General features: G+C 59.1%; 21 protein-coding genes. 3 read left to right on the plus strand and 18 right to left on the minus strand.

Annotation, left to right across the window (positions count from 1 at the left end):
* Positions 1 to 15: 15 nt before the first annotated feature.
* The 5 genes from FHX09_RS20490 to FHX09_RS20510 all read right to left on the minus strand — a co-directional run bounded on the left by FHX09_RS20490 (position 16) and on the right by FHX09_RS20510 (position 6,522).
* Complete coding sequence (locus FHX09_RS20490) at positions 16 to 1,659, minus strand: ABC transporter substrate-binding protein (protein ID WP_007798226.1); 1,644 nt, start codon at positions 1,657 to 1,659, stop codon at positions 16 to 18.
* Between the two features lie 44 nt (positions 1,660 to 1,703).
* Positions 1,704 to 2,762: a dipeptidase gene (locus FHX09_RS20495; protein WP_132592418.1), complete on the minus strand. Its 1,059-nt coding sequence runs from the start codon at positions 2,760 to 2,762 to the stop codon at positions 1,704 to 1,706.
* Positions 2,763 to 2,919: 157 nt separating this feature from the next.
* On the minus strand, positions 2,920 to 3,945 hold the full coding sequence (locus FHX09_RS20500; RefSeq protein ID WP_007798229.1) for an ABC transporter permease: 1,026 nt from the start codon (positions 3,943 to 3,945) through the stop codon (positions 2,920 to 2,922).
* Between the two features lie 34 nt (positions 3,946 to 3,979).
* Positions 3,980 to 5,521, minus strand: a complete 1,542-nt coding sequence (locus tag FHX09_RS20505; RefSeq protein WP_007798231.1) for a sugar ABC transporter ATP-binding protein — start codon at positions 5,519 to 5,521, stop codon at positions 3,980 to 3,982.
* A gap of 71 nt (positions 5,522 to 5,592) precedes the next feature.
* Positions 5,593 to 6,522 carry a sugar ABC transporter substrate-binding protein gene (locus FHX09_RS20510; RefSeq protein ID WP_132592420.1) on the minus strand — a complete coding sequence of 310 codons (930 nt, stop codon included), beginning with the start codon at positions 6,520 to 6,522 and terminating at the stop codon, positions 5,593 to 5,595.
* Positions 6,523 to 6,847: 325 nt separating this feature from the next.
* Between FHX09_RS20510 and FHX09_RS20515 the strand changes: the two genes are divergently transcribed.
* On the plus strand, positions 6,848 to 7,357 hold the full coding sequence (locus tag FHX09_RS20515; protein WP_007798235.1) for a DUF1993 domain-containing protein: 510 nt from the start codon (positions 6,848 to 6,850) through the stop codon (positions 7,355 to 7,357).
* Between the two features lie 6 nt (positions 7,358 to 7,363).
* Here the strand turns inward: FHX09_RS20515 and FHX09_RS20520 are convergent, their stop codons facing one another.
* Positions 7,364 to 8,884, minus strand: coding sequence for an alkaline phosphatase family protein (locus tag FHX09_RS20520; RefSeq protein ID WP_132592430.1), 1,521 nt, complete (start codon positions 8,882 to 8,884; stop codon positions 7,364 to 7,366).
* A gap of 8 nt (positions 8,885 to 8,892) precedes the next feature.
* Positions 8,893 to 9,876 (minus strand): UDP-glucose 4-epimerase GalE, encoded by a 984-nt coding sequence (gene galE, locus FHX09_RS20525; protein WP_184450549.1) that lies wholly within the window; start codon positions 9,874 to 9,876, stop codon positions 8,893 to 8,895.
* Positions 9,877 to 10,218: 342 nt separating this feature from the next.
* On the opposite strand from galE, the gene FHX09_RS20530 reads away from it, so the two are divergent.
* Entirely contained in the window at positions 10,219 to 11,001 is a 783-nt protein-coding gene (locus FHX09_RS20530) for a class I SAM-dependent methyltransferase (protein WP_132592422.1), read from the plus strand.
* 10 nt (positions 11,002 to 11,011) lie between these two features.
* Here the strand turns inward: FHX09_RS20530 and FHX09_RS20535 are convergent, their stop codons facing one another.
* The 11 genes from FHX09_RS20535 to FHX09_RS20585 form a co-directional block, all read right to left on the minus strand.
* Positions 11,012 to 11,716, minus strand: coding sequence for a response regulator transcription factor (locus tag FHX09_RS20535; protein ID WP_007790918.1), 705 nt, complete (start codon positions 11,714 to 11,716; stop codon positions 11,012 to 11,014).
* Complete coding sequence (locus tag FHX09_RS20540; protein ID WP_132588702.1) at positions 11,713 to 14,421, minus strand: sensor histidine kinase KdpD; 2,709 nt, start codon at positions 14,419 to 14,421, stop codon at positions 11,713 to 11,715. Before FHX09_RS20540 ends, FHX09_RS20535 begins: the two co-directional genes overlap by 4 nt.
* 62 nt (positions 14,422 to 14,483) lie before the next feature.
* The gene (gene kdpC, locus FHX09_RS20545) at positions 14,484 to 15,053 is read right to left on the minus strand and encodes a potassium-transporting ATPase subunit KdpC (protein ID WP_007790924.1); all 570 of its coding nucleotides are present in this window, start codon (positions 15,051 to 15,053) and stop codon (positions 14,484 to 14,486) included.
* A 12-nt stretch (positions 15,054 to 15,065) separates the two neighbouring features.
* Positions 15,066 to 17,153 (minus strand): potassium-transporting ATPase subunit KdpB, encoded by a 2,088-nt coding sequence (gene kdpB, locus FHX09_RS20550; RefSeq protein WP_132588701.1) that lies wholly within the window; start codon positions 17,151 to 17,153, stop codon positions 15,066 to 15,068.
* A gap of 41 nt (positions 17,154 to 17,194) precedes the next feature.
* Positions 17,195 to 17,350, minus strand: a complete 156-nt coding sequence (locus FHX09_RS20555; RefSeq protein WP_007790930.1) for a hypothetical protein — start codon at positions 17,348 to 17,350, stop codon at positions 17,195 to 17,197.
* A gap of 8 nt (positions 17,351 to 17,358) precedes the next feature.
* Positions 17,359 to 19,062: a potassium-transporting ATPase subunit KdpA gene (gene kdpA, locus FHX09_RS20560; protein WP_132588700.1), complete on the minus strand. Its 1,704-nt coding sequence runs from the start codon at positions 19,060 to 19,062 to the stop codon at positions 17,359 to 17,361.
* Positions 19,063 to 19,127: 65 nt separating this feature from the next.
* A complete protein-coding gene (kdpF, locus tag FHX09_RS20565; protein ID WP_007790938.1) occupies positions 19,128 to 19,217 on the minus strand; it encodes a K(+)-transporting ATPase subunit F in 90 nt (29 codons plus the stop codon).
* Positions 19,218 to 19,653: 436 nt separating this feature from the next.
* Positions 19,654 to 20,307, minus strand: a complete 654-nt coding sequence (locus FHX09_RS20570) for a CDP-alcohol phosphatidyltransferase family protein (protein ID WP_007790939.1) — start codon at positions 20,305 to 20,307, stop codon at positions 19,654 to 19,656.
* Complete coding sequence (locus FHX09_RS20575; RefSeq protein WP_132588699.1) at positions 20,304 to 20,696, minus strand: hypothetical protein; 393 nt, start codon at positions 20,694 to 20,696, stop codon at positions 20,304 to 20,306. The genes FHX09_RS20570 and FHX09_RS20575 overlap by 4 nt, the downstream gene beginning before the upstream one ends.
* Positions 20,693 to 21,643, minus strand: coding sequence for a phosphatidate cytidylyltransferase (locus FHX09_RS20580; protein WP_132588698.1), 951 nt, complete (start codon positions 21,641 to 21,643; stop codon positions 20,693 to 20,695). Before FHX09_RS20580 ends, FHX09_RS20575 begins: the two co-directional genes overlap by 4 nt.
* Positions 21,640 to 22,284: a lysophospholipid acyltransferase family protein gene (locus tag FHX09_RS20585; protein ID WP_132588697.1), complete on the minus strand. Its 645-nt coding sequence runs from the start codon at positions 22,282 to 22,284 to the stop codon at positions 21,640 to 21,642. Before FHX09_RS20585 ends, FHX09_RS20580 begins: the two co-directional genes overlap by 4 nt.
* Before the next feature lie 225 nt (positions 22,285 to 22,509).
* Here FHX09_RS20585 and FHX09_RS20590 point away from each other — a divergent pair, with 225 nt between their 5' ends.
* Positions 22,510 to 22,824: a DUF6074 family protein gene (locus FHX09_RS20590; RefSeq protein ID WP_007790957.1), complete on the plus strand. Its 315-nt coding sequence runs from the start codon at positions 22,510 to 22,512 to the stop codon at positions 22,822 to 22,824.
* Positions 22,825 to 23,253 lie beyond the last annotated feature (429 nt).

Below are 23,253 nucleotides of genomic sequence, written 5' to 3' on the forward strand. Positions count from 1 at the left end.
ATCAATCCTGCCGGATTATTCCTTGCCGATCGGTCCGACATAGTTGGTGTCGAAGCTCGGGCCGAGTTTGAAGTCCTTCAGGCTCTTGCGAGCGCCTGCGACTTCGATCTGCTGGAAGATGATCACGAAGGGGCTGTTTGCCAGGAACTTCTTCTGAATGTCCTCATACATGGCAGCACGCTTGGCGCCGTCACGCTCCAGCAGGGCGGCCTTCGTTTCCTTGTCGAGTTCCGGCGCTTCCCACGTGTTGCGCCAGGCGAGCGTCTTGACAGTGCCAGCATCCGAATTATTCGGATTGCTGGTGAACGTATCGGCGTTCGAATTCGGGTCGAAATAATCCGAACCCCACTGACCGATATACATGTCGTGCGTGCGTGCGCGGTACTTCGTCAGTGTCTGCTTGCCGTCGCCGGGGATAATCTCCATCTTGATGCCGGCTTGAGCCAGCGACTGCTGCATGGACTCGGCAATACCCGTTATTGGCTGCGTATTGCGAACATCCATCGTCACCGAGAAGCCGTCTTTCAGCCCGGCCTTTTCCAAAAGTTCCTTGGCCTTGGCGACATCGAGCTTGTAGGGATTTTCATCGAGCGCACCGAGCTGGCCCTTTGGCAGGAAGGTCTGGTGGATTTCGCCGATGCCCTTGATCAGCGTCGAGCCGATCGCGTCATAGTCGACGAGATATTTGAAGGCCTCCTGGACTTCCGGCTTCTTCAGGTTCTCGTTCTTGGAGTTGAGGCTGACGTAGTAGACGGTGCCCTTTGGAGCATTGACGGTCGTCAGGTCGGCATTCTTGGAGACTGCATCCAGATCGCCGGGCTCCAGGTTGCGCGCGATGTCGATATCACCGGCTTCCAGCGCCAGGCGCTGCGCCGAACTTTCCTTCATAAAGCGATAGATGACGCGGTTGAGCTTCGCCTTGTCGCCATAGTAATTGTCGTTGCGTTCCATCACGACAACTTCGTTGGCACGCCACTCACGCAGCTTGAAGGCGCCGGAGCCGGCATAGCCCGTCTTCAGCCATTCGTTGCCGAAGTCGTTGTCGTACTTGTAATCGGCGCTCGGCGTCACGGACTTGACGTGATCGAGGACCAGCTTCTTGTCGACGACCGAAGCAACAGTTGCCGTCAGGCAGTTCAGTACGAAGCTTGGCGCATAGGGCTTATCGACGGTGAAGACGAAGGTGTTTTCATCCGTTGCCTTTGCCTTTTCGGTGACGTTGTCACCATTGATGCCGAACTGAGTGATGATGAAGGCCGGGCTCTTGTCGAGCTTGACAGCGCGCTCGAAGGACCAGGCAACATCTTCGGCGGTGATCGGATTGCCGGAGGCGAACTTCATGCCGGGTTTCAGCTTGAAGGTGTAGGTCAGACCATCGTCGGACACGGTCCAGCTGTCGGCGAGATCGCCCTTGACCTTCGACGTGTCACCCATGTCGAGACGGACGAGCAGGCTGTAGGTGTTGCTCGTGACTTCAGCCGTCGACAGTTCGAAAGCCTCGCCGGGGTCCATGGTGATGATGTCGTCGATGGCGAAGCCTTCGACCAGCGTGTCCTTCGGCGTTTCCGCGAAGGCTACCGGTGCAGCCGCCATCATGATCGACAGAGCGGCGCCTGCCGAAAGCAGGCGGAAAGTGCGGTTAAATTTGCTGACTATCATGGCTTTGTTCCCTTGTTTTTTCATTTCAATACAAAGTAGCTGGCCTAGGCGTCCTCTTCTCCCCACGCCGAGGCCAGAATTCTCAGCCAGTTCCCTCTGGCCAATTTTTCGAGATCTCCTGCACCATAGCCAGCGCGCTGGAGCGCGGCAATTAGCTTCTGGTTACCCGCAGCATCCCCTATTTCGTCGGGTATGGTCGCGCCGTCAAAGTCTGAGCCGAGCGCCACGCAGTCGATGCCGACACGCTCGACGAGATAGTCGATATGGCGCACCATGTCGCTCAACGGCGTATCGCCATCGGAGCGACCGTCACTGCGCAGCATCGCGGTCGCATAATTCACGCCGACGAGACCCCGGGTTTCCCTGATGGCGTCGAGCTGTTTGTCGGTGAGGTTGCGAGCGACCGGCGTCAGTTCATGAACGTTGGAGTGGCTTGCCACCAGCGGCTGATCTGTTGTCTTCGCGATATCCCAGAAGCCCTTTTCGGTGATATGCGCAAGATCAATCAGGATGCCGAGCCTGTTGCATTCGCGCACGAGGGCAAACCCCGCATCAGTCAGCCCCGGAGCCGTGTCCGGTGACATCGGGAAGGCGAAGGGCACGCCGTGGCCAAAGATATTGTGGCGGCTCCAAACCGGTCCCAGCGATCGCAAGCCAGCGGCATAGAATACCTCCAGCACCGCCAGGTCGGGGCCGATGGCTTCGCAACCTTCCATATGCATCACTGCCGCGAAAACGCCATCGGCCATCGCTTGGCGAATGTCCTTTAGCGTGCGGCAAAGCCGCCACGCGCCCGCTTTGTCCAGGCGAAGGGCGATCGCGGCCATTTCCGTGGCGATTCTGAGGGAGGGCAGCGGTTCGAGCGGGGCGGCGAGCGGGGTGACGTAGTGGCCGTTCTTGTCGGGATCCGCAAAAACGAGATCGCCTGAGGGCACGTAAATTGCGCAAAGGCCGCCGGCCAGCCCGCCAGCCTTGGCACGCGGAGCATCGATGTGGCCTAGATCTGTTCCGTTTGCAAATTCGGCGACTGGATCGCCACCGTCCCGTTCATGTGTCCAAAGCCGGAGGAGGACGTCGTTATGGCCGTCAAATACGAATTGCATCTGCGTTCCTGTGTGCCCGGGCGGGCGATATGAAGAGCGCAGAATAGAAAAGCTGGTGGAATACGCTACCCTTTTTTTCAGAAATTTTGCTGTTCCGCATCAACGGGTAGCGGAAACGGAAAACGGGAGCCGAGGCTCCCGTTCCGAGGTGCTTTCGTCAGTGCTTGGCGCGTTTCTTCTGCCGGTAGACGTCGATGACGACAGCGGCAACGATGATCAGCCCCTTGACGATTTCCTGGTAGTAGGCGTCGACCCTGAGGAAGGTGAAGCCCGAGGTCATCACACCCAGAATGATCGTGCCGATGACCGTGCCAGTAATGCGACCGACACCACCGGTCAGAGAGGTGCCGCCGATAACGGTCGCGGCAATCGCGTCGAGTTCGTACATGACACCCATGCCGGCCTGCGCGGTCTGGGCGCGCGCCGCCGTGACGACGCCGGCAAGACCTGCCAGGAGGCCGGCAATCGCGTAAACCTTGATCAGGTGGGCTTCGATGTTAATGCCAGAAACACGCGCAGCCTGAACGTTGGCACCGATCGCATAGGTGAACTTGCCGTAGCGGGTATAGCGCAGCGCAATGTGGAAGATCAGCGCGACGACGAGAAAGACGACGACGGGCCAAATGCCGGTACCGATGAAATTGAACTGATCGGTGAGCCCCGAAACCGGCTGGCCCTTGGTGTACCACTTCGAAATGCCGCGTGCCGAGACCATCATACCAAGCGTGGCGATGAACGGCGGGATCTTAGTCCTTGCGATCAGCTGCCCGTTTATGAAGCCGGCCGCGAGGCCGATGAGAAGACCGACACCAATCGGGATGAAGAACGGCAGATCGGTCAACGAAGGATAGAGTGCTCTTGGCCAGGTGGACGCCTGTGCGAAGCTCGCCGCGATCATCGCCGTCATGCCGACGACGGAACCGGAAGAGAGGTCAATGCCGCCGGTGATAATGACTTGCGTCACGCCAACCGCGATGATGCCGATGACGGCGACCTGCAGGATCATGATCGTCAGGCGCTGGGAATTGAACAGGAAGCTTTGGCCGACAAAAATCCAGCCGAGCACTTCGTAGATGAGCGCAATACCGATCAGGACGAGGAAAATGTTGAGTTCCGGCGGGACTCGCCGCCGCCGGGCGCGCGTTGCAAGTGGGGCTGCCGCCTCAGCTGCGTTGGTGTTCATGTTAGCCTCCCTTCGGGTTGCTGGAGGCCACGCATCACTGCGCGGCAAGCTCCATCACCTTGATCTGCGTTGCTTCGTCACGATTGAGAAATCCGGTTACACGTCCTTCATGCATCACCATGATGCGGTCGCTCATGCCCAGTACCTCCGGCATTTCCGACGAGATCATGATCACTGCCACTCCATTTCTCGCCATCTCCGTCACCAGGCGATGGATTTCAGCCTTGGCGCCGACATCGATGCCACGCGTTGGCTCGTCGAGAATGAGAATCTTCGGATTTGTTAGTAGCCAGCGACCGATCAGGACTTTCTGTTGGTTGCCGCCGGAAAGGTTTTCCACGCGCTCGTCAAGATTGGGCGTCTTTACGCGGAGCTTCTTGGCCATGTCTTCGCAGGTCGCCTCGATCGCGCTTTCCTGCACAAAGCCCCCCTTGACGAACCTGTCCTGGAGAACCGCGATCTGCATGTTTTCGAGAACGTTGAGGATCAGCAGACAGCCTGTATCTTTGCGATCTTCGGTCAGGAACGCCATATGGTTCCGGATCGCGACGGTCGGCGAGGAGATGTCCGTCTTATTGCCGAACAGCTCGATCGTGCCTGATGTCGCCGGCGTTACGCCGAACAATGCTTCTGCGACATTCGATCTGCCCGATCCCACAAGCCCGGCAACGCCGAGGATCTCGCCGGATCGGACATCGAAAGATACGTCATGGAAGACATTGTTCAGCGAGAGGTTCTTCACCGAGAGAACGACGTCGCCGATCGGCACCTCCTCTTTCGGGAACATCTGGGTGATTTCGCGACCGACCATCATGCGAATGATGTCGTCTCGGGTGACGTCCGTCGAGGCATGGGTGCCGATGTAGCGTCCGTCGCGAAACACCGAGAACTCGTCGGCAATCTCGAACAGCTCGTTCATCTTGTGCGTGATGTAGACGATGCCGATGCCCTGCGCCCTGAGGTCGCGAATGATCCGGAAGAGATGCTCGACCTCGCGCTCGGTCAGCGCCGATGTCGGCTCGTCCATGATGAGGACGTCGGAATTGTAGGAGACCGCCTTGGCGATTTCGACCATCTGCCGGTTGGCAACCGAAAGGTCACGGACCTGGATTTCCGGGTCGATGTCGATGTTCAGCCGGCGAAACAGCTCGTCCGTCTGGCGAAACATTGCCGCATGATCGACAAAGCCGAACTTGTTCTTCGGCTCGCGACGGATCCAGATGTTCTCGGCGACGGTCATAAAAGGCATCAGGTTCAGCTCCTGATGAATCATCGCGATGCCGTTTTCGAGGGCATCCAGCGGTGATTTGAGCTGAATCTCCACACCCTTCAGGCGCACCTCGCCTTTGTCGGGGATGTAGATGCCGGCCAGGATTTTCATCAGCGTCGACTTGCCGGCGCCATTTTCGCCCATCAAAGCGTGCACGGTGCCGCGCTTCAGCTGGAACTGGACGTCATCGAGGGCGACGACGCCTGGAAACTCCTTGCGCACGCCCTCGGCGCTCAGCAGGTATTCCGCATTCGGAACAGCGCCGCTCTGACGCACTGCAGCCATTGTAGACGGGCTGACAACCATCTCATCTCCTCCCGGACACGGATTGAAGCAAGGGATGCGGAACTAGGTCCCGCATCCCGTTTTTCCGAACGTTAGTTCTTCGCGATGAAGTTCTTGACGTTTTCAGGCGTGACGAGCTGGAAAGGAATGTAAACCTTCTTCTCCACCTTTTCGCCCTTCGCGAGCTTCAGGGCCGCATCGAGCGCGCCCTTGCCCTGCCCGGCCGCATCCTGGAAGACCGTCACGTCGAGGTCGCCTGCCTGCATCGCGGCAAGTGCGTCCTGGGTAGCGTCAACGCCGCCGATCACGATCTTGCTGAGATCTTTGCCGGCTGCCTTGAGTGCCTGAATGGCGCCAATCGCCATTTCGTCGTTGTTCGAAATGACCGCGTCGAACTCGAGGCCGCTGGAAAGCCAGTTGGTCAAGAGGTCGGAGCCTTGCGTACGCGACCAATTGGCGGTCTGCTCCTCAATGATCTGGATGCCTTTGCATTCGTCGGTCGCAACGACATCGTGAACGTCCTTGGTGCGCATGCGCGCGGCCTGGTTGGAAAGCTCGCCCATCATTACGACGGCTTTGCCCTTGCCGCCGAGGAGGCGGCAAACTTCCTTGGTTTCCAGCGTGCCGGATTCCTGCTCGTTCGAAGCAACGAAGGCTTGCTTGTCCGGAAGGCTGTCGACGTTGACCGGCTCGCGGTTGACGTAAACAAGTGGAATGCCGGCGGCGGCGGCAAGCTTCGACATGGCGGCCGTCGCGTCGGTGTCGACTGGGTTGACGACGATTGCGTCAACCTTGGATGCGATAAAGTTCTGGATCTGGCTCTGCTGCTTGGCGACATCGTTCTGCGCGTCTTCAACCTGAAGCGTTACGCCGTTCAACGTCTTGGCATAATCCTGCATGCCGTTGCGCAGAACGGTCAGGAAGTTATCGTCGAACAATGCCATCGAGACACCGACAGTTTCAGCGTGAGCGGCCGTCGACAAGACGAGCGCCATGGCAGTGCCCATGATAAATTTCTTCATTTTCTTTCCTCCACAAAGCGGTGTCCGGCTGCACCCTCCTCACGCCGGAGCCCTGGGCCATGCCCAAAAGCCAGTATTTTGGTCCCTGTGGGCCATCTCCCGCTGGCCGTCCGCTCAGAAACGGAATAAACGAACCGTAAAATCTGCATCTCGGAATATTCATTCCATTTTCTATTAAGGGCGTCAAGTCTATTTCATTGATGAGGTCGTGGCCGCTTTGCAGAAATTTCGCGAAGGCGCTCGGGTAGGCGCTGAAACGCGCGATTCCGCGGACTATATAGATGCGTTGACGGCCGCAGTTTCGCTGCCTTCCAGGGAGAAATTAATGCCCATCTCGATGTACCGACTAACAGTTCCCGTTTTTCAGCGCGGCCTTGAAACGCTGAAGACTTATCTCGACAAAGCCGAGGCCTTCGCAAAGGAAAAGGGTATCGATAGTGCGGATCTCGTCGCCGCACGGCTATCTTCAGACATGCTACCGTTCTCGGGTCAGTTTCAGCGCGCGACCGACAGCGCCAAATTGGCGATTGCACGGCTGACCGGTATCGATGCGCCGAAATTCGAGGACAATGAAGCGACGATCGCCGAGTTGCGCGAGCGTGTGGCCAAGACGGAAGCCTACCTGGGGACCGTCGCGCCGGCTGCGCTCGACGGCACGGAAACGCGGGAAATCACCCTTTCACCAGGCGGCAACAAGATCACGTTTCGAGGCGATGAGTATGTCATGACCTTCGCGCTGCCGAACTTCTTCTTCCACCTCGCGACGGCACACGCGATCCTGCGCAACCAGGGCGTTCCAGTCGGCAAGATGGATTATCTCGGACGCCTCGCCTGATGTAGATCAGGGCCGGCGCCTGACCGGCCCTTTCTCCGTAAGTTCGGTAAAGGCAAGTGTTTGATCCAGATGGCGGGCACGCATCGAGAGCAGCTTCTCGGCATAGGAAAGCCGGGTCGACAGATAGGCTGGGTCCGACGCGAGGTTGTTCAATTCCTGCGGATCGGCCTGCAGATCGAACAGGAGCGGTGGAAGCGCCGTGAAATGCACGTATTTAAAGCGTTCATCTCTGACCACGGCAAGGTTGCATTCGTTTGATTCCAAGCCGAAATGAGCTTCGGGCTCGCGCGTGGCGACGTCGCGGAAGTCAAACTCCCAGAAGGCTGCATCGCGCCAATTTCCCGCCTCCCCCTGTTCCATGAAGGGCAGCAGGGACTGACCATCCAGGCTATTTTCAGGTTCGATATTCAGGCGATCGCAAAGTGTCGGGAAGATATCTGCCGCAGACGTGAACCGGTCGACCACCCTGCCCCGCGTGACAGCTTGCGGGTCGCGGATGACAAGCGGGATATGATAGCTGCCATCGAAGAAGCCACCTTTGCCGAACGTCCAGTGATCGCCTGCCATCTCGGCGTGATCAGAGGTGACGATGATTAGGGTGTTGTCCCATGTCCCGTGATCTTTCAATGCGTCCCAAATCCGCCCGAGCTGCGCGTCGACCTCCGCGATCATGCCATAATAAATGGCCCGGATCGCCGCGAACTCGCTGGCCTGCCAGTCGGTTACCTTTCCGGTCGCGCCGTAAATGAAGCTGCCCTTTCCTACCCTCGGCATGGCAAAGGACAGGTAAGGGTGTGATCTCTGCTCCGTTTCGTGGTTTTCCGCCCGGGCGAATTGCGGACCGTCCTCCGGGCCGAACAGATCGTTATACGGAGACGGCGCCGAAAACGGCGGATGGGGACGCAGGAATGAAATATGTGCGAACCAGGGCGAATCCTGCTCCCCCAGCCAGCGGATGAACTCTCCTGCGAGAAATGCAGTTTGCGTCTCGTTCTTCGAATAGGCTGTTGCGGCGTTCGAGATTTCGCCGCGGTCCGCGCCGATGGGAATGTGGATGTCGCGGTCAAAGGCTTCAGTGTGTCCACGCTCGCGCAACCAGGAGAGCCATTGTTTTTCATGCTCAGGAAGCAGTTGCCGGGCCGTAAAGCCGGGCAACAACCCTTCATAGGTCGTCAAATGCGGATCGTTCGCGTCCATGCCACGCGGGTCGGGCGCGGTATCGGTATAGCCGAAGAGTGTCGGATCATAGCCCGCCCGCCGTGCCGCCATCGCCAGATTGTCAAATCGGGCATCGAGGGGTGAGCCGTTCCGGCAGACCCGGTGGTTCATCTGGTAGAGGCCGGTGTAGAGCGTGGCGCGTGCTGGTGAACAAGGTGCAGCGCCGGCGTAGTGGCGGGTAAACAATGTGCCTTCTGCCGCCAGCGCATCCACATTCGGTGTTTTGACGCAGGCATGGACGGTCGCCGACAGGCAATCACCGCGCCACTGGTCCGCGGTGATCAAGAGAATGTTCGGTCTACCGGTCATGATGCATTTCAGTGCTGGTTTGATTTCGCGTGCCAGTTCCACGCCGAGCGGATGATTTGAGACAAATCATATTGTGGTGTCCAGCCGAGAATCTCCCGCGCCTTGTCATTGTTGGCAACCAGCGTGTGCGAGTCGCCCTCGCGGCGACCGACATACTCTACAGGAAACGGCCGCTCGGACACGCGCTCGATGGCGCCGAGCAACTCCTTCACCGTTGTTCCCGTGCCGGTGCCGAGATTGAGCGCGATCGACTCCCCACCCCGCAGCAGATGCTCCACGGCACGGACATGCGCATCGGCAAGGTCGAGCACGTGGATGTAGTCGCGGACGCAGGTGCCGTCGCGTGTCTCGTAGTCAGTACCGAATACCTTGAAGCCTTCACGGCGGCCCAGAGCGGCGTCAATCGCGAGCGGTATCGCGTGGGTTTCAGGCTGGTGCCACTCGCCGATCCGGCCTTCGAAATCGGCGCCTGCTGCGTTGAAGTAGCGAAGTACGACAGATCGAAAGCCCGTGTACTTGTCGTAGTCGGCAAGCGCCTGCTCGACGATGTACTTCGTACGGCCATAGGGATTGATTGGCACCTGGCGGTGCGTCTCGTCGAGCGGCACGCTCTGCGGCAAACCGTAGGTCGCGCAGGTGGACGAAAAAACGAATGCCTTGACGCCGGCAGCCTGCGCGGCAGCCAACAGCGTCAACGTGCCGATGACGTTGTTTTCATAAAAGGCAACCGGATCCTTGACCGATTCGCCGACCTCGATGAGGGCGGCAAAGTGCAGGATGGCAGCTGGTTTGTGCTTGGCCAGAACCTCGTCGAGCCGGGCCCGATCCCGGATATCCCCTTCCTCAGCGGGTCCCCACTTTACGAATTCGCGATGACCGTTGGAGAAATTGTCGAAAACGACTGGTTGGAAACCCTTGTTCGCAAGATCGAGACACGTGTGCGAGCCGATATAACCAGCGCCGCCCACGACCAGAATCGTTTCACCTGCCATGCACCACCTTCAATTCTCGTTTCGGATGGAGAAGACATAGAGCAGGTCGATGGCGAGAAAAAGAACGAAACGATGGTGCAACGGACGTCGCCCTCCTTTTATCGACGACGGCTTAGCAAATTGATCGTGCGAAGCTTTTTGGTCGGAGTGACTGTTCAATAATGCTCGTCAAGAAGCATATTTGACTATAATATCGGCATTAGTTTCCAATCACGCATGCAACTTAGCGTACTAATGGATAAAGTTTATGTGTCATTTTGAATAGAATTGACTTTCCGTTCGCCGTTTCTGCGAAGAATTGTTTGCGTTGGCATATCTGTGGTGAATCTGAAAGCGCAATCAATGAATTCATCGATCAGAAAGTTTATATTCCATGATCTTCAGGCGATCGAAGGATATATTGATCCGCCTGATGCGCTGGTCTTTCTTGCGGTTTTGCGGTCCCAGCAATCGGCATCCTTGCAAGGTGGCTTAGCCGAGATTGGTGTCTACTACGGCCGATCCTATTTCTTGCTTCGGAAAATCTGCGGAGAGACGGAGAAGATCGTGGCTGTCGATCCCTTCGATATCGTGAACCCCGATCATGGCGCGACGCAGTATGAACGTTTCCTGGCTGGCGGCCGTCAACTTGGCCTTTCCGTGGATGCAGAATGCGTCATCAAGAGCGACAGCACGCTGATCAGGCCCGGGGACATTATCGAGAGGGCTGGCATGGTCCGCTTCTTCAGCATCGACGGTGGCCACATGCTGCATCACGTCGAGGCCGATAGTCATCTTGCCGCCGCGTCGCTTGCCGAGCACGGGATCATCGTTTTCGACGACACCTTCAATCCGGCCTGGCCGGAGGTCACTGCCGGCGTCACTGACTTCCTACGCGCCGAGGCCGGTCGCTTTTCCGTTTTCTGCCTGACGAAATACAAGACCTATGTGTGCCGCCAGACATTCCACGAATTTTATTCGCACACGGTCAAGACTTCACCCGAGCTCAAGGCATTCGATCACCTTGAGACCGAGTTCCTCGGCTCGACGGCAATCCGGCTACACAATCCGATGCGGCGTCGCATCGCTTACGAAGTGATGGTTGGGCTCGGCATGCGTGCGTTGTCTGAGCGTGCCTATCGATGAACTAGCTAGGTTAGACCTGCGGTGGATCCGCTTCTTTCAGTCTGTATCCGACACCGGTTTCCGTCGTGATGTATTGCGGCTGGTCCGGGCTCTGTTCGATCTTCTGGCGCAGCTGGCGAACGTAGACGCGCAAATATTGCACGTCGGCAGCCGGTCCCCAGATCTGCTTCAGCAGGAACTGGTGGGTCAGGACCTTCCCGGCGTGCTGAGCAAGGACCCGCAGAATATCGTATTCCTTGGGAGAGAGCTTGATCTCCCTGCCATCGATCTTGACGATGCGCTTGACGAGGTCGATGGACAGGCCTCCGGCCTGAAAGATCGCCCGCTCGCCCTGTTGTTGCAATCGATGGCGCAGGGCGACACGCAGCCGGGCGCCGAGTTCGTTCATGCCAAACGGCTTTGTCAGGTAGTCATCGGCCCCAGCCTCGAGAGCGTTGACGATACCCGTTTCGTCTGTGCGGCTGGAGAGGATCACGATCGGCAAGGTGAGGCCGGCGTCTCTCCACTCCCTCAACAGTTCGTGACCTGATTTGTCCGGCAGGCCGAGGTCGAGCACGATCAGATCAGGTGGTTCGTCCTTCGCCGATTGTAGGGCCGCAGCGCCGTTCGGCGCCTCGTGCACTTCATAGCCTTGCGCGGTGAGACCGACGCGAAGCAGCTTGCGTATCGGAGGCTCGTCGTCGACGACGAGAATTCTAACGGCTGAACCGGTCATTTGAGCTCATCCAATTTCGGAATTTCATTTGGTCGTGGAAGACGGATGGTGAAGACGGCACCGGAACGATCGGAGCGATTTCCGGCAGTGATCGTTCCACCCATCGCCTCGACAAAACCGCGACAGATGGAGAGGCCGAGGCCCGTCCCCGCGCGAACCTGGTCGCCTTTGCGCACGCGATAGAATGTATCGAAGACGCGATCCACGTCAGCTGGCGGAATGCCCGGTCCCTCGTCCGAAACCTGAATCATGACATTATATTCGTCCGTCCACCCATCGATAAGGATCGATGACCCTTGCGGCGCATATTTGGCAGCATTATCGAGCAGATTGAAAAGCACCTGTTCGAACAACACAGGATCGACACGGACCATCGGCAGGTCCGCCGGAATCGTCATGACGGCCTTGTGGTGCGTGAGAATTTTCTCGGCACGGCGCAGCGCGCTTCCCGCAATGTCGCCGGCATAGTGCAGCGCATAGTTCGGCTCCATCGCCCCGGACTCGATTTTCGTCATGTCCAGCAGGTTGGCAATAAAGCGGTTGAGCCGTTCGGACTCGTCGACAACGGTCGATAGAAGATCCACACGATCTTCCTGCGGCATGGAATCGAGGTAGTCACGCAGCGTACCTGCAGCGCCAAGGATAGCCGCGAGCGGCGTTTTCAGGTCGTGCGAGATCGAGGTCAGCAAGGCAGAGCGCAAACGGTCCGCCTCAGCAGCAAGTCTTGCGCGATCAACATCCGCCACGAGTTGAATGCGCTCGATCGCAAGGGCCGCCTGGTCCGCCAATGCGTCGAGAAGACGTTGCTGTTCCGGTGTCAGGAGAGGGCCGTCGCGCCGGTCATTGTCGAGGCCGATCACGCCAACGGCGGCGCGTCCGGTTCGCAGCGGCACATAGAGGCGCTTGGCGCCCGGCAATGTATCGGCGCCGCGGCCGGCTGCGTGATTGTGCTCCCACGCCCAGCGCGCAGCAGCAATATCGGCCTCGTCGAGCGTATCATCCGGCGGATAGCCGGCTTTGACGGCGATGCTGCCTTCTTCGGGCAGCAGGAGAACGACGCGCACTTTAAGCATCGACGCCAGTTGGAATGCGGTGGCCCAGAGAACGTCATCGAGCGTGCCGGTGCCGGCGAGTTTCTTGGAGAAGAGGTAGAGGTCTTCCGTCGTCCTGGCGCGCTGGCGGGCCGCCGCTGCCTGGCGTTGGACCGTTGCGGTCAGGTTGCTCGCGATGACGGCGACGCCCAGGAAGAAGAACAGTGCAAGCACGCTCTCCGGATCGCTGATCGTCAGCGTATAGCGTGGTGGCAGGAAGAAGAAATTGAAGGACAGTGCGCTGATGATGCAGGTGTAGAGCGCTGGACGAAGCCCGTGAATCACCGCTGAAGTCAGCACTGCCATCAGGAATACGAGGGCGAGGTTGCGGACATCAAGAACCTGATCAAGTACCACACCAGCGATGAGCGCGATTGCCACATAGGCTGTGGCGGAGAGATACGCCTGGATGTTAAAGACGGGCGAGGAGGGGGCGACTTTGACGCCGCGCGTGGATGCTCCTTCCTTCTCACTACCGGAAATCACGTGGACGCTGATATTGCCCGATGTTCTGATTAGATCGTCGGCTATGGAACGGTGAAGCCAGTCCCGCCATGTCGGCTTGCTGGGGGCGCCGATGACGATGTGCGTGACATTGTTGGCCGCGGCGTGACGGACAAGCTCCTCCGAGACTTCCCGGCCGGGAATCGTGATTGCTTCACCACCGAGCTGTTCAGCGAGGCGGAGTGTGGCCGCAATTGTGTCGCGGTCAGATTCCGTCAGGCTGATGGATCGGTTGGTCTCTACATACACCGCCGCCCATGGCGCGCGTAGTCGAGCGGCCATTCGTGACGCATAGCGTACCAGCGAGGCTGAGCGCGGGTGCTGATCGACAGATACAAGAACCCTTTCACCAGCGGCCCAGGGACCAGCGATGGCATGCGCTTGCATGTGAGTCAAAAGCTGGTCGTCAACGCGCTGCGCGGTTTTGCGTAATGCGAGTTCGCGCAGCGCCGTCAGATTGCCGGGGGTGAAATAGTTGGTCAGAGCCCGTTCGGCAGTTTTTGGAACATAGACTTTTCCGTCGTGCAACCGCTTGATCAGATCATCTGGCGTTAGATCGATAATCTCGACGTCATCGGCCATGTCGATGATCGAATCCGGGACCGTCTCTCGCACGCGGATGCGGGTGATCTGCGAGACAACGTCGTTCAGGCTTTCTACATGTTGAATGTTCAGCGTAGAGTAGACGTCGATGCCGCGCTCGAGCAGTTCCTTTACATCGAGGTAGCGTTTCGGATGGCGGCTACCCTCGGCGTTCGTATGAGCAAGTTCGTCAACGAGAACGAGGCTTGGTTGGCGTGCGAGGATAGCGTCGATATCCATTTCCTCGAGGGGGCGGCCCTTGTAATCGATCTTGACGCGGGGGATGACTTCGAAGCCGTCGACCAGAGCCTGTGTTTCCTTGCGTCCATGGGTCTCGACGATGCCGATCACCACATCGACGCCATCGGACATCTTGGTACGGCCCGACTCCAGCATCTCGTAGGTCTTGCCTACTCCTGGCGCGGCACCGAGGAAGATTTTCAGACGGCCGCGGGTCTCCTGACGCGCCTTCTCAAGCAGCGCATCGGGCGAGGGCCTGCCAACCTTGTCGCGGTTGTCTTCCGGCATGCGGGTCATCTTTCCCTGATGAGCAAGCCCCGGTCGCACGCAGGCACCCGGGGCTTCCAACCTTACTCAGACATAGAAGCATCAAGGGACTGGTTCAATGCCAGAACATTGACGGTGGGTTCGCCGAGAATGCCGAGCTCTGGGCTATTGACAGCGGCATCGACAATCGCCTTCAGTTTGGCTTCGTCGACCCCACGCGCCTTCGCGACCCGCGGAATCTGGAAGTAAGCGGCCTCAGGCGAGATGTGCGGATCGAGGCCGCTGCCGGAGGCCGTTACAAGATCGATCGGGACCTCAGCATTTGGATTGGTGGCCTTTGCTGCTTCATAGTCAGTCTTCACGCGATCAAGCAGCTTCTGGCTCGTCGGGCCAAGGTTCGAGCCGGACGACGCGGCGGCGTTGTATCCATCGCCCGCTGCCGAAGGACGACCGTGGAAGTATTTGTCACTCGTGAACGCTTGGCCGATGAGTGTCGAGCCGATCACCGTGCCGTCCTTCTCGATCAAGCTGCCATTTGCTTGGGTCGGAAAAAGCGCTTGCGCGGCGCCTGTCATGGCGAGCGGGTAGAGCAGACCGGTGATCGCGGTGGTGGCGACGATCATGACGATTGCGGGACGAAGTTCTTTCAACATGATGTCAACTCCTTAGGCGAGACCGATGGCCGTAATGACCATGTCGATTGCCTTGATGCCGATGAACGGGACGATGATGCCGCCGACGCCGTAAATGAGTAGGTTGCGGGAGAGCAGCGCGCCGGCGCCGATCGCGCGGTATTTCACACCCTTGAGCGACAACGGGATCAGCGCGACGATGATCAGCGCGTTGAAGATGATGGCGGACAGGATGGCGCTCTGCGGGGTCGCCAGGCCCATGATGTTCAGCACACCGAGCTGCGGATAGAAGGCCAGGAACATTGCCGGGATAATGGCAAAGTACTTGGCAATGTCATTGGCGATCGAGAAGGTTGTCAGCGCGCCGCGGGTCATCAGCAACTGCTTGCCGATCTCGACGATTTCGATGAGCTTCGTCGGGTCGCTGTCAAGGTCGACCATGTTGCCGGCCTCGCGGGCGGCAACCGTGCCGGTGTTCATGGCGACGCCGACATCAGCCTGGGCGAGGGCGGGGGCGTCGTTCGTGCCATCGCCGCACATCGCAACCAGCTTGCCCTTGGCCTGCTCCTCACGAATGAGGGACAGCTTGTTCTCCGGCGTTGCCTGCGCGAGAAAGTCATCGACGCCGGCCTCAGCGGCGATGGCTGCGGCGGTCATCGGGTTATCGCCTGTAATCATCACCGTGCGGATGCCCATCCGGCGCAGTTCAGCGAAACGCTCGCGAATGCCGCCTTTGACGATGTCCTTAAGCTGGACGATGCCGAGAAGGCGTCCATCGCGGGCAACGGCCAGCGGTGTACCGCCTGCCTTGGCGATCTCATCGGCGATCGCCTGCAGTTCCCGCACGACCTCGGTGATGCTGCGAATGGCAACGACCGCATTGCCTGAAACCTGTGCCGGTGCGGCGCCGACGTAGGCAAGCACGGCATCGACAGCGCCCTTGCGGATCGACGAGCCTTCAACATCCACACCGCTCATGCGGGTCTGAGCGGTAAATGGCACGAACGTGGCCTTCAGGCTCGCCATATCGCGGCCGCGGATGCCATACTTTTCCTTGGCGAGCACGACGATCGAGCGGCCTTCCGGCGTTTCGTCGGCCAGCGAAGCAAGCTGTGCCGCGTCTGCGAGGTCCTGTTCGGTGACGCCGCGGACCGGGCGGAACGTCGTCGCCTGACGGTTGCCGAGCGTGATCGTTCCCGTCTTGTCAAGGAGCAACGTATCGACGTCACCAGCTGCTTCAACTGCGCGGCCAGACATGGCAAGTACGTTGAAGCGCACGAGACGGTCCATGCCCGCAATGCCGATCGCCGAGAGAAGCGCTCCGATGGTGGTCGGGATCAGTGTCACGAAAAGAGCGACAAGGATGATAATTGGAATAGAGCCGCCGGCATAGCTTGCAAAGCTCGGGATCGTGGCGGTTGCCAGAACGAAAATCAGCGTCATGCCTGCGAGCAGGATGTTGAGCGCGATTTCGTTGGGAGTCTTCTGGCGCTCCGCGCCTTCGACGAGCGAAATCATGCGGTCGAGGAAGGTGTGTCCCGCGGCAGCGCTGATGCGGACGCGTATCCAATCGGACAGGACCTGCGTGCCACCGGTAACGGCTGAACGGTCGCCGCCGGACTCGCGGATAACCGGAGCGGATTCGCCGGTGATCGCGGCTTCGTTGACCGAGGCTACGCCCTCAACCACCTCGCCGTCGGAGGGAATGATGTCGCCAGCCTCGACGAGGACGAGATCGCCGACCTTCAGGCTCGTGCCCGGAACGAGACGGTAGCCGGTGCCGTTATTGGCCGTCAGCAGTTTTGCCTGAGTCTCGGTGCGGGCCTTGCGCAGCGAATCCGCCTGTGCCTTGCCTCGCCCTTCGGCGACTGCTTCGGCGAAGTTGGCGAAGAGCACGGTGAACCAGAGCCAGAGGTTGATCTGGAAGGAGAAGCCGAGACTTTCGCCGCCGGTGACGAGATCGCGGATGAAAAGGAGGGTGGTCAGCGTCGAGACCGTGGCCACGACAAACATGACCGGGTTTCTTGCAAGTGCCCGAGGGTTGAGCTTTTTAAAAGCGGCGCCCACGGCCGGAATGAGAATGCGAGAATCCATGATGCTCGCTGATTTTGCCTGGCTCATAAGAGACTCCAGCTTGAAAGAGTAAGGCGACCGTTGTGCGATCAGCCGTGTAGAATCCGAAGGACCGCGACGATGACGAGGAGACCGGCGAGCATCACGAGGATGATGTCGGAGGCGCGGGTCATCCGCTGGCTGTCACGTCCCGGCGAACCGGGACGTGCGTTGAAGGATTTGCGAAGCCTGTGACGAAGGATCATGCTTCACCTCAGAAGGTCTGGCCGGCGATCATGACCAAGTGCTCGATGACCGGGCCAAGCGCCAGCGCCGGGAAGAAAGTCAGGCCGCCGACGATCAGGATCGTGCCCGTGAGCAGGCCCACGAAGAGCAGGCCATCCGTCGGGAAGGTGCCGGCGGAGGCCGGAACGGTCTTCTTGGCAACGAGCGATCCCGCGATCGCGAGTGCCGGAACGATGACCAGGAAGCGGCCCATCAGCATGCCGATACCGAGCGTGATGTTGTACCAGGGCGTGTTGCCGGTCAGGCCGCCGAAGGCGGAGCCGTTGTTCGCGGCAGCCGAGGTGTAAGCATACAGGATCTCGGAGAAGCCATGTGGGCCGCTAGTGCCGATCGAGGCAACAGCGGACGGCAGGACGCTGGCGATCGCCGTGAAAACGAGCATCGCAAGCGGCAAGCAAAGAATGGCAAGCACTGCCATCTTCATCTCCTTGGCTTCGATCTTCTTACCAAGATATTCCGGCGTGCGTCCGACCATCAGCCCAGCGACGAAGATCGCGATGATGACGAAGAGCAGGATGCCATAGAAGCCCGCGCCCACGCCGCCGACGATGACTTCGCCAAGCTGCATGTTGATGAGCGGGATCAGGCCGCCGAGCGCCGTGAAGCTGCCGTGCATCGCGTTGACTGCGCCGCAGGACGCAGCGGTTGTTATGACGGCAAAGAGCGATGACATGGCGACGCCGAAGCGGACTTCCTTGCCTTCCATGTTGCCGCCCTGCAGACCAAAGGCATGCATCAGAGGGTTGCCCGCGGCTTCAGCCCAGTAAGTGACTGTCACACCGGCGATGAACAGGATTCCCATGGTGGCGAGGATTGCCCAACCCTGCCGCTGGTTGCCGACCATGCGGCCGAAGACGTTGGTGAAGGCGGCGCCGATTGCGAAGATCGAGACCATCTGGATCATGTTCGAGATGTTGTCGGGGTTCTCGAACGGATGCGCCGAGTTGACGTTAAAGAAGCCGCCGCCGTTGGTGCCGAGCATCTTGATGGCAAGTTGCGAGGCGACAGGGCCGAGGGCGATCGTCTGCTTGGCGCCCTCGAGGGTCGTTGCGTCGACATAGGGGCCCAAGGTCTGTGGAACGCCAAGATAGACATAGACCAGCGTCAACACGATGCAGATCGGCAGGAGGATGTAGAGCGTGCTACGCACCATATCGACCCAGAAGTTGCCGATCGCCTTACCCGACGCACGCGAGAACGCGCGTATGAGCCCGATAGCAATCGCCATGCCGGTTGCGGCAGAAACAAAGTTCTGCACAGTCAGCCCGGCCATCTGCGTAAGATAGGACATCGTGCTTTCGCCGCCGTAGTTCTGCCAGTTGGTATTGCTGACGAAACTCGTAGCAGTGTTGAAGGAAAGCTCGGGCCCGACGGCAGCCATGCCTGCCGGGTTATAGGGCAGGATGGCCTGCAGGCGCATCAGAGCATAGAGAACGATGACGCCGAGGAGGTTGAACATCAGCATCGCAAATGCATACGAAGTCCAGTGTTGGTCTTCGCGTTCGCTGGTGCCGGCAAGCGCGTAGAGCCCTCGTTCGATCGGAACGAGGACTGGTGAGAGAAGCGTGCGCTCGCCACTGAAGACGCGTGTCATGTAGCCGCCGAGCGGTTTGACGAGCACGATGATGATCCCGCAGTAAAGCAGGATCTGAAGCCATCCGTTGAGGGTCATGGGAGGTAACTTTCAATACCCGATTGGTTCTGCCTGGCGCGTAGTTCCCGCAAGGGATGCGACGGTCAAAAACGCTCGGGGCGAATGAGAGCGTAGGTGAGGTAGACCGTGAGGAACACGGTGACGCCACCGCTCAGAATATAGTCGAGGGTCATGGCGCTTCCTCCGGTCAAAGCCGGTCGCAGGCTTTGGTGTAGGCAAAGCATAGGGCGAAAAATACGATTGCTGTGGCGAGTAGAACTATGTCCATCATCGATCTTGACTCCTGTTGTTCTTCTGGAGTCAGACAAGACAAAGGGCGCCGTCCACCGGATGGCACCTTTCATGCTTTCTGGCGTGGAGATGATCCTTGGATCTCTCGGACGTTAATATGCGACCGAAGCGCATAAGCGTTCGAGATTGGCGGCAGGCCGCGGATATAAAAATCTTATAAATGCGGAGAAAAGAAAAATGCCTCGCCGAAGCGAGGCTAGTCCAAGGCCGCTTCGGGGAAAAGAAGAAGCGGCGCGATCGTTCTATTGCTGCTCTGTTCGGCTGCAAAGCGCACTTTCGGGCATTTTGGTACGGCTGGCAAGGATTGAGCGAAGCGCGTCAATTGTCGGCGTGGCCGGCCTTCAGGTTTCGAACGACATTTCTGCCACGTCGCAGGGCCGTGAATGCGGCACCGATGGCGATCAGCCAGAGAGCCACGAGCAGGACCTGGTTGTGCCCGTTCCAGAGCGGCTCGAGGATTGAGAGAACGGCTGCGGCGGTGATCGTCGCCATGCGGTGTTGCTTTGCCATCGGGCCTGAGAAGTCGCTCGGCGTTCCCGTTGCTCGTCCGAGCTCGCGAACATAGGCTGTCAACACGGCAAAGGATGCCGCTGCCCAACCGAGCCCAGGCGATCCGATGCCAAACCCCACACCGGCCAGGATGAGGATGTCGGCGACGCGGTCGGGGAACTCGTTCCAGAACGGTCCGTCGGCTGCGCCCTTGCCGCCTTCGACGGCAACCATGCCATCGAAGAGATTGCACAGCAGTCGTAATTGGCAGAGGGCGGCCGCGAGGACGAGCAGAAGAGCCCGGCCCCATCCGATCTCAGAACCGGCAAAGCAAAAGGAGCCGCCCGCCAGCGCCGCGGCGACCATGCTTACCTGGGAGATCTGGTTCGGCGTAATCGATCTCGCCGCCAGCCATTGCGCAATGCGCCTTGCCCATTGCGTGTCCCTGCTTGCCAACGGCCGGCGATCGCCCGTTTCCGTCATGCCTCGATCCTCTTTTGATAGAGAAAGTAATTGTAGACCGCCGCGTAGCTCGTCGAGACGGCCAGTGGTACTGCTATGGTCTTCAGGATTTCCGGCGTACCGCTTAATGCGTGGATCGAGATCAGCACGGTAGTAGAGCCAAGGCTGGCGATCAACGGTGGCGCCCATAGACCGGCGCGGCCTTCGAACTGCTTCGAGAGTCGTTCGATCACCGTCTTGAGAAAGAAGGTGAGGCAGGCCGAGAGTCCGCCTTGCACAACGCCGGCCAGCAGGGCTCGCTGCAGCGGGTGATTGCTGTTGGCGAGGACCGCCCAGCCTCCCATGGCGACAAACGCGAAAAGCACGTGCATCACACTGCTTTGGGCGAGCCGGCGTAGCGGCGCCATCATGTGGCTGACCACCAATAGCGGACAATGTGGAAGAAGATCGGTGCGGAAAAGACGACGGAATCGAGCCGGTCGATTAGTCCGCCATGGCCTTCGATAAGGTGGCCCCAGTCCTTGACGCCGCGGTCGCGTTTGATCGCCGACATGACGAGACCGCCGAAGAAGCCCATCATCGTGATGACGAAGGCCATGACCCCGGCCTGAAACGGTGTGAAGGGCGTGATCCACCACAGGGCGGCGCCGATCAGTGTCGCACTGGCCACGCCCCCGACAAATCCTTCCACCGTCTTCGATGGAGACAGGCTTGGCGCGATCTTGGTGCGACCGAACAGCTTGCCCCAGACATATTGCAGGACATCGCTAAGCTGCACGATGATCACCAGGAAGGCGATCAGGAGAACGTTGCGGCCCTCGTAGCCTGGAATCGTCAACGTCAACAATGCCGGAACGTGTGAGGCACAGAATACACAGATCATCAGCGCCCATTGCACCTCGGCGATGCGTATCAGGAAACGCTCGGTGTCGCCGCGCAATACGGAGATGATCGGCATTAGGAGGAACGCGTAGACCGGGATGAAGATCGAGAAGATGCCGTATTGCCTCTCCCACAGCAGCCAATACTGGAGCGGGAGCACGACGAAGAAGGCAGCCGCGAGTGCCCAGTGATCAGCGCGTTTGGTGTCGGTCAGGGTAATGAATTCACGCAATGCCGCGAAAGAGCAGAAACCAAAAAGGAGGAGCACGCCGATCCGTCCGGCGAGAAAGGCGAGGCCGATCAGGATCACCATGATCCACCATGCCTTGATCCGCGCGTTCAGGTTCTCGATTGCGGCATTCGACCGACCGGTGGGCAGGCGTTGCTGCAGCAGGTAGCCAATGGCCGAGGAAACGACGAGGAGCGTGAAGATACCAAGAACAAGCGTCCACAGGTCGGAGTTTGCTGCATTCATTCGTTACCGCCCGGGTGCTTTGGTGAAAGATCAATTAGCGCGGTGCGCGCCCTGTCGAGGAAGTTTTCCTTGCTCTCGCCGGCTTCGATTCGCATAGCGTTGCCGAAGGTCACGGTGCAGATAAGGGGGATCGGAACAATCTCGCCCTTTGGCATGACCCGATTGAGATTGTTGATCCAGACCGGCACGAGCTGAAGGTCCGGCCGACTCGAAGCGAGATGGAAAAGCCCGCTCTTGAATGGCAGCAACTGAGCATCGGTCTGGTTGCGAGTGCCTTCGGGGAAGAGAATAAGCGACGATCCGGAATCGACCACCTCGGCCATGACTTCAATCGGGTCGCGGGCCCGCTTCTCGCGATCCCGCTCGATAAGCACTGCGTCGAAGACATCGCGGCCGATGAAACGGTTGATCGATGATTTCAGCCAATATTCCGCGCCGGCAACGGGGCGCGTCCGGCGCCTCAGACGGGGCGGCAGGACGGCCCAGACCAGAATGAAATCGCCGTGGCTGGAATGATTGGCGAAATAGACACACTGCCCCTCGGGAATGCCGTCATTTGGCCAGATGGCGCGCACGGCAGTAATTGCACGCGCAAACACCACGATGGCCGCCGCGACAGGCTTCGCGATCACACTTCTCACCGATTTCAGCCCCCTCGCTGCACCGACAAAGCAGCTTGCAGAAGCCTAGCGGCATTTTTGCCGGTTCGGAAGTCCTGCTTGTGGCGGAAGGCAGCGCTCAAAATACCCGCTCCGAACCCGCTGGTGAGAGTCGCGATAGATCGAGCTGGCACGTTTGCCTGATGGGGAGAGGAAAGCGTTAACCATGGTCAGCTAGGAATGAGTCGAACGCAACGGAATGAGTCGATGCCAGTACAGTCAAACAAAACTCTGCAAGCAATGACGACAAGCGAGATCGTGCTTTTCCCGGTCGCCTCGCGCGCCGGTGACATTGATCGGTGCGCGGCCGAACTGGACCGCCGCCACGGTGAGGACGCGGTGCGCTTCTGGAAGACAGAGTGCCGCCGGTTGGCAGACGAGTTGGCGTCGCTTGGCTGCTCCGAAGACGAGGTGCGCGCCCAGGTCATGACATTTCAAGCCGAGGTACAGGCCGAGCTGGTTCGCCGCCATCAAGTGCGGGCAATCGCCGAAAGCCGCAGCGGTCGCGCCATCAAGCGTTAATCTCATAGCAATCGGTGCTGGCCGCCAGTTAGGCTGCCGATCTTGTCGGATAGCCCTGAGCGGTTGAACGCGTCGTCCCGGCGACGAATTCTTTCCATATTTTGCGCAAGACGAACCGTCTTGGTTCAGAAATTCCGCGCGCCCAATGCTAGCATCCTTTTGTTCATCCCGTGCGTATTCAGGTCGTTGCCTATTTCGGGAGGAAGGGCAGATGCGGGCGGAAGATCTATCGAATACTCGCCGGAGCAAACTGGGCGGTCAGAAACCGGCCGACCGGAAATGCTTGCCATTTTCACATTCTTCAACGAAATTTATCGAGCCGACCGGCGGTGGAGGAGCTGCCGACAAGATACGCGCGTGAAAACAATGACGGGAGAATAACGACACACGCATACCGGACGCTGCGGTAAGCGCGCGCCGGACTTGGGA

Origin of the sequence: Rhizobium sp. BK538 (genome assembly GCF_014197575.1) — a bacterium.
Taxonomy (GTDB): Bacteria; Pseudomonadota; Alphaproteobacteria; order Rhizobiales; family Rhizobiaceae; genus Rhizobium.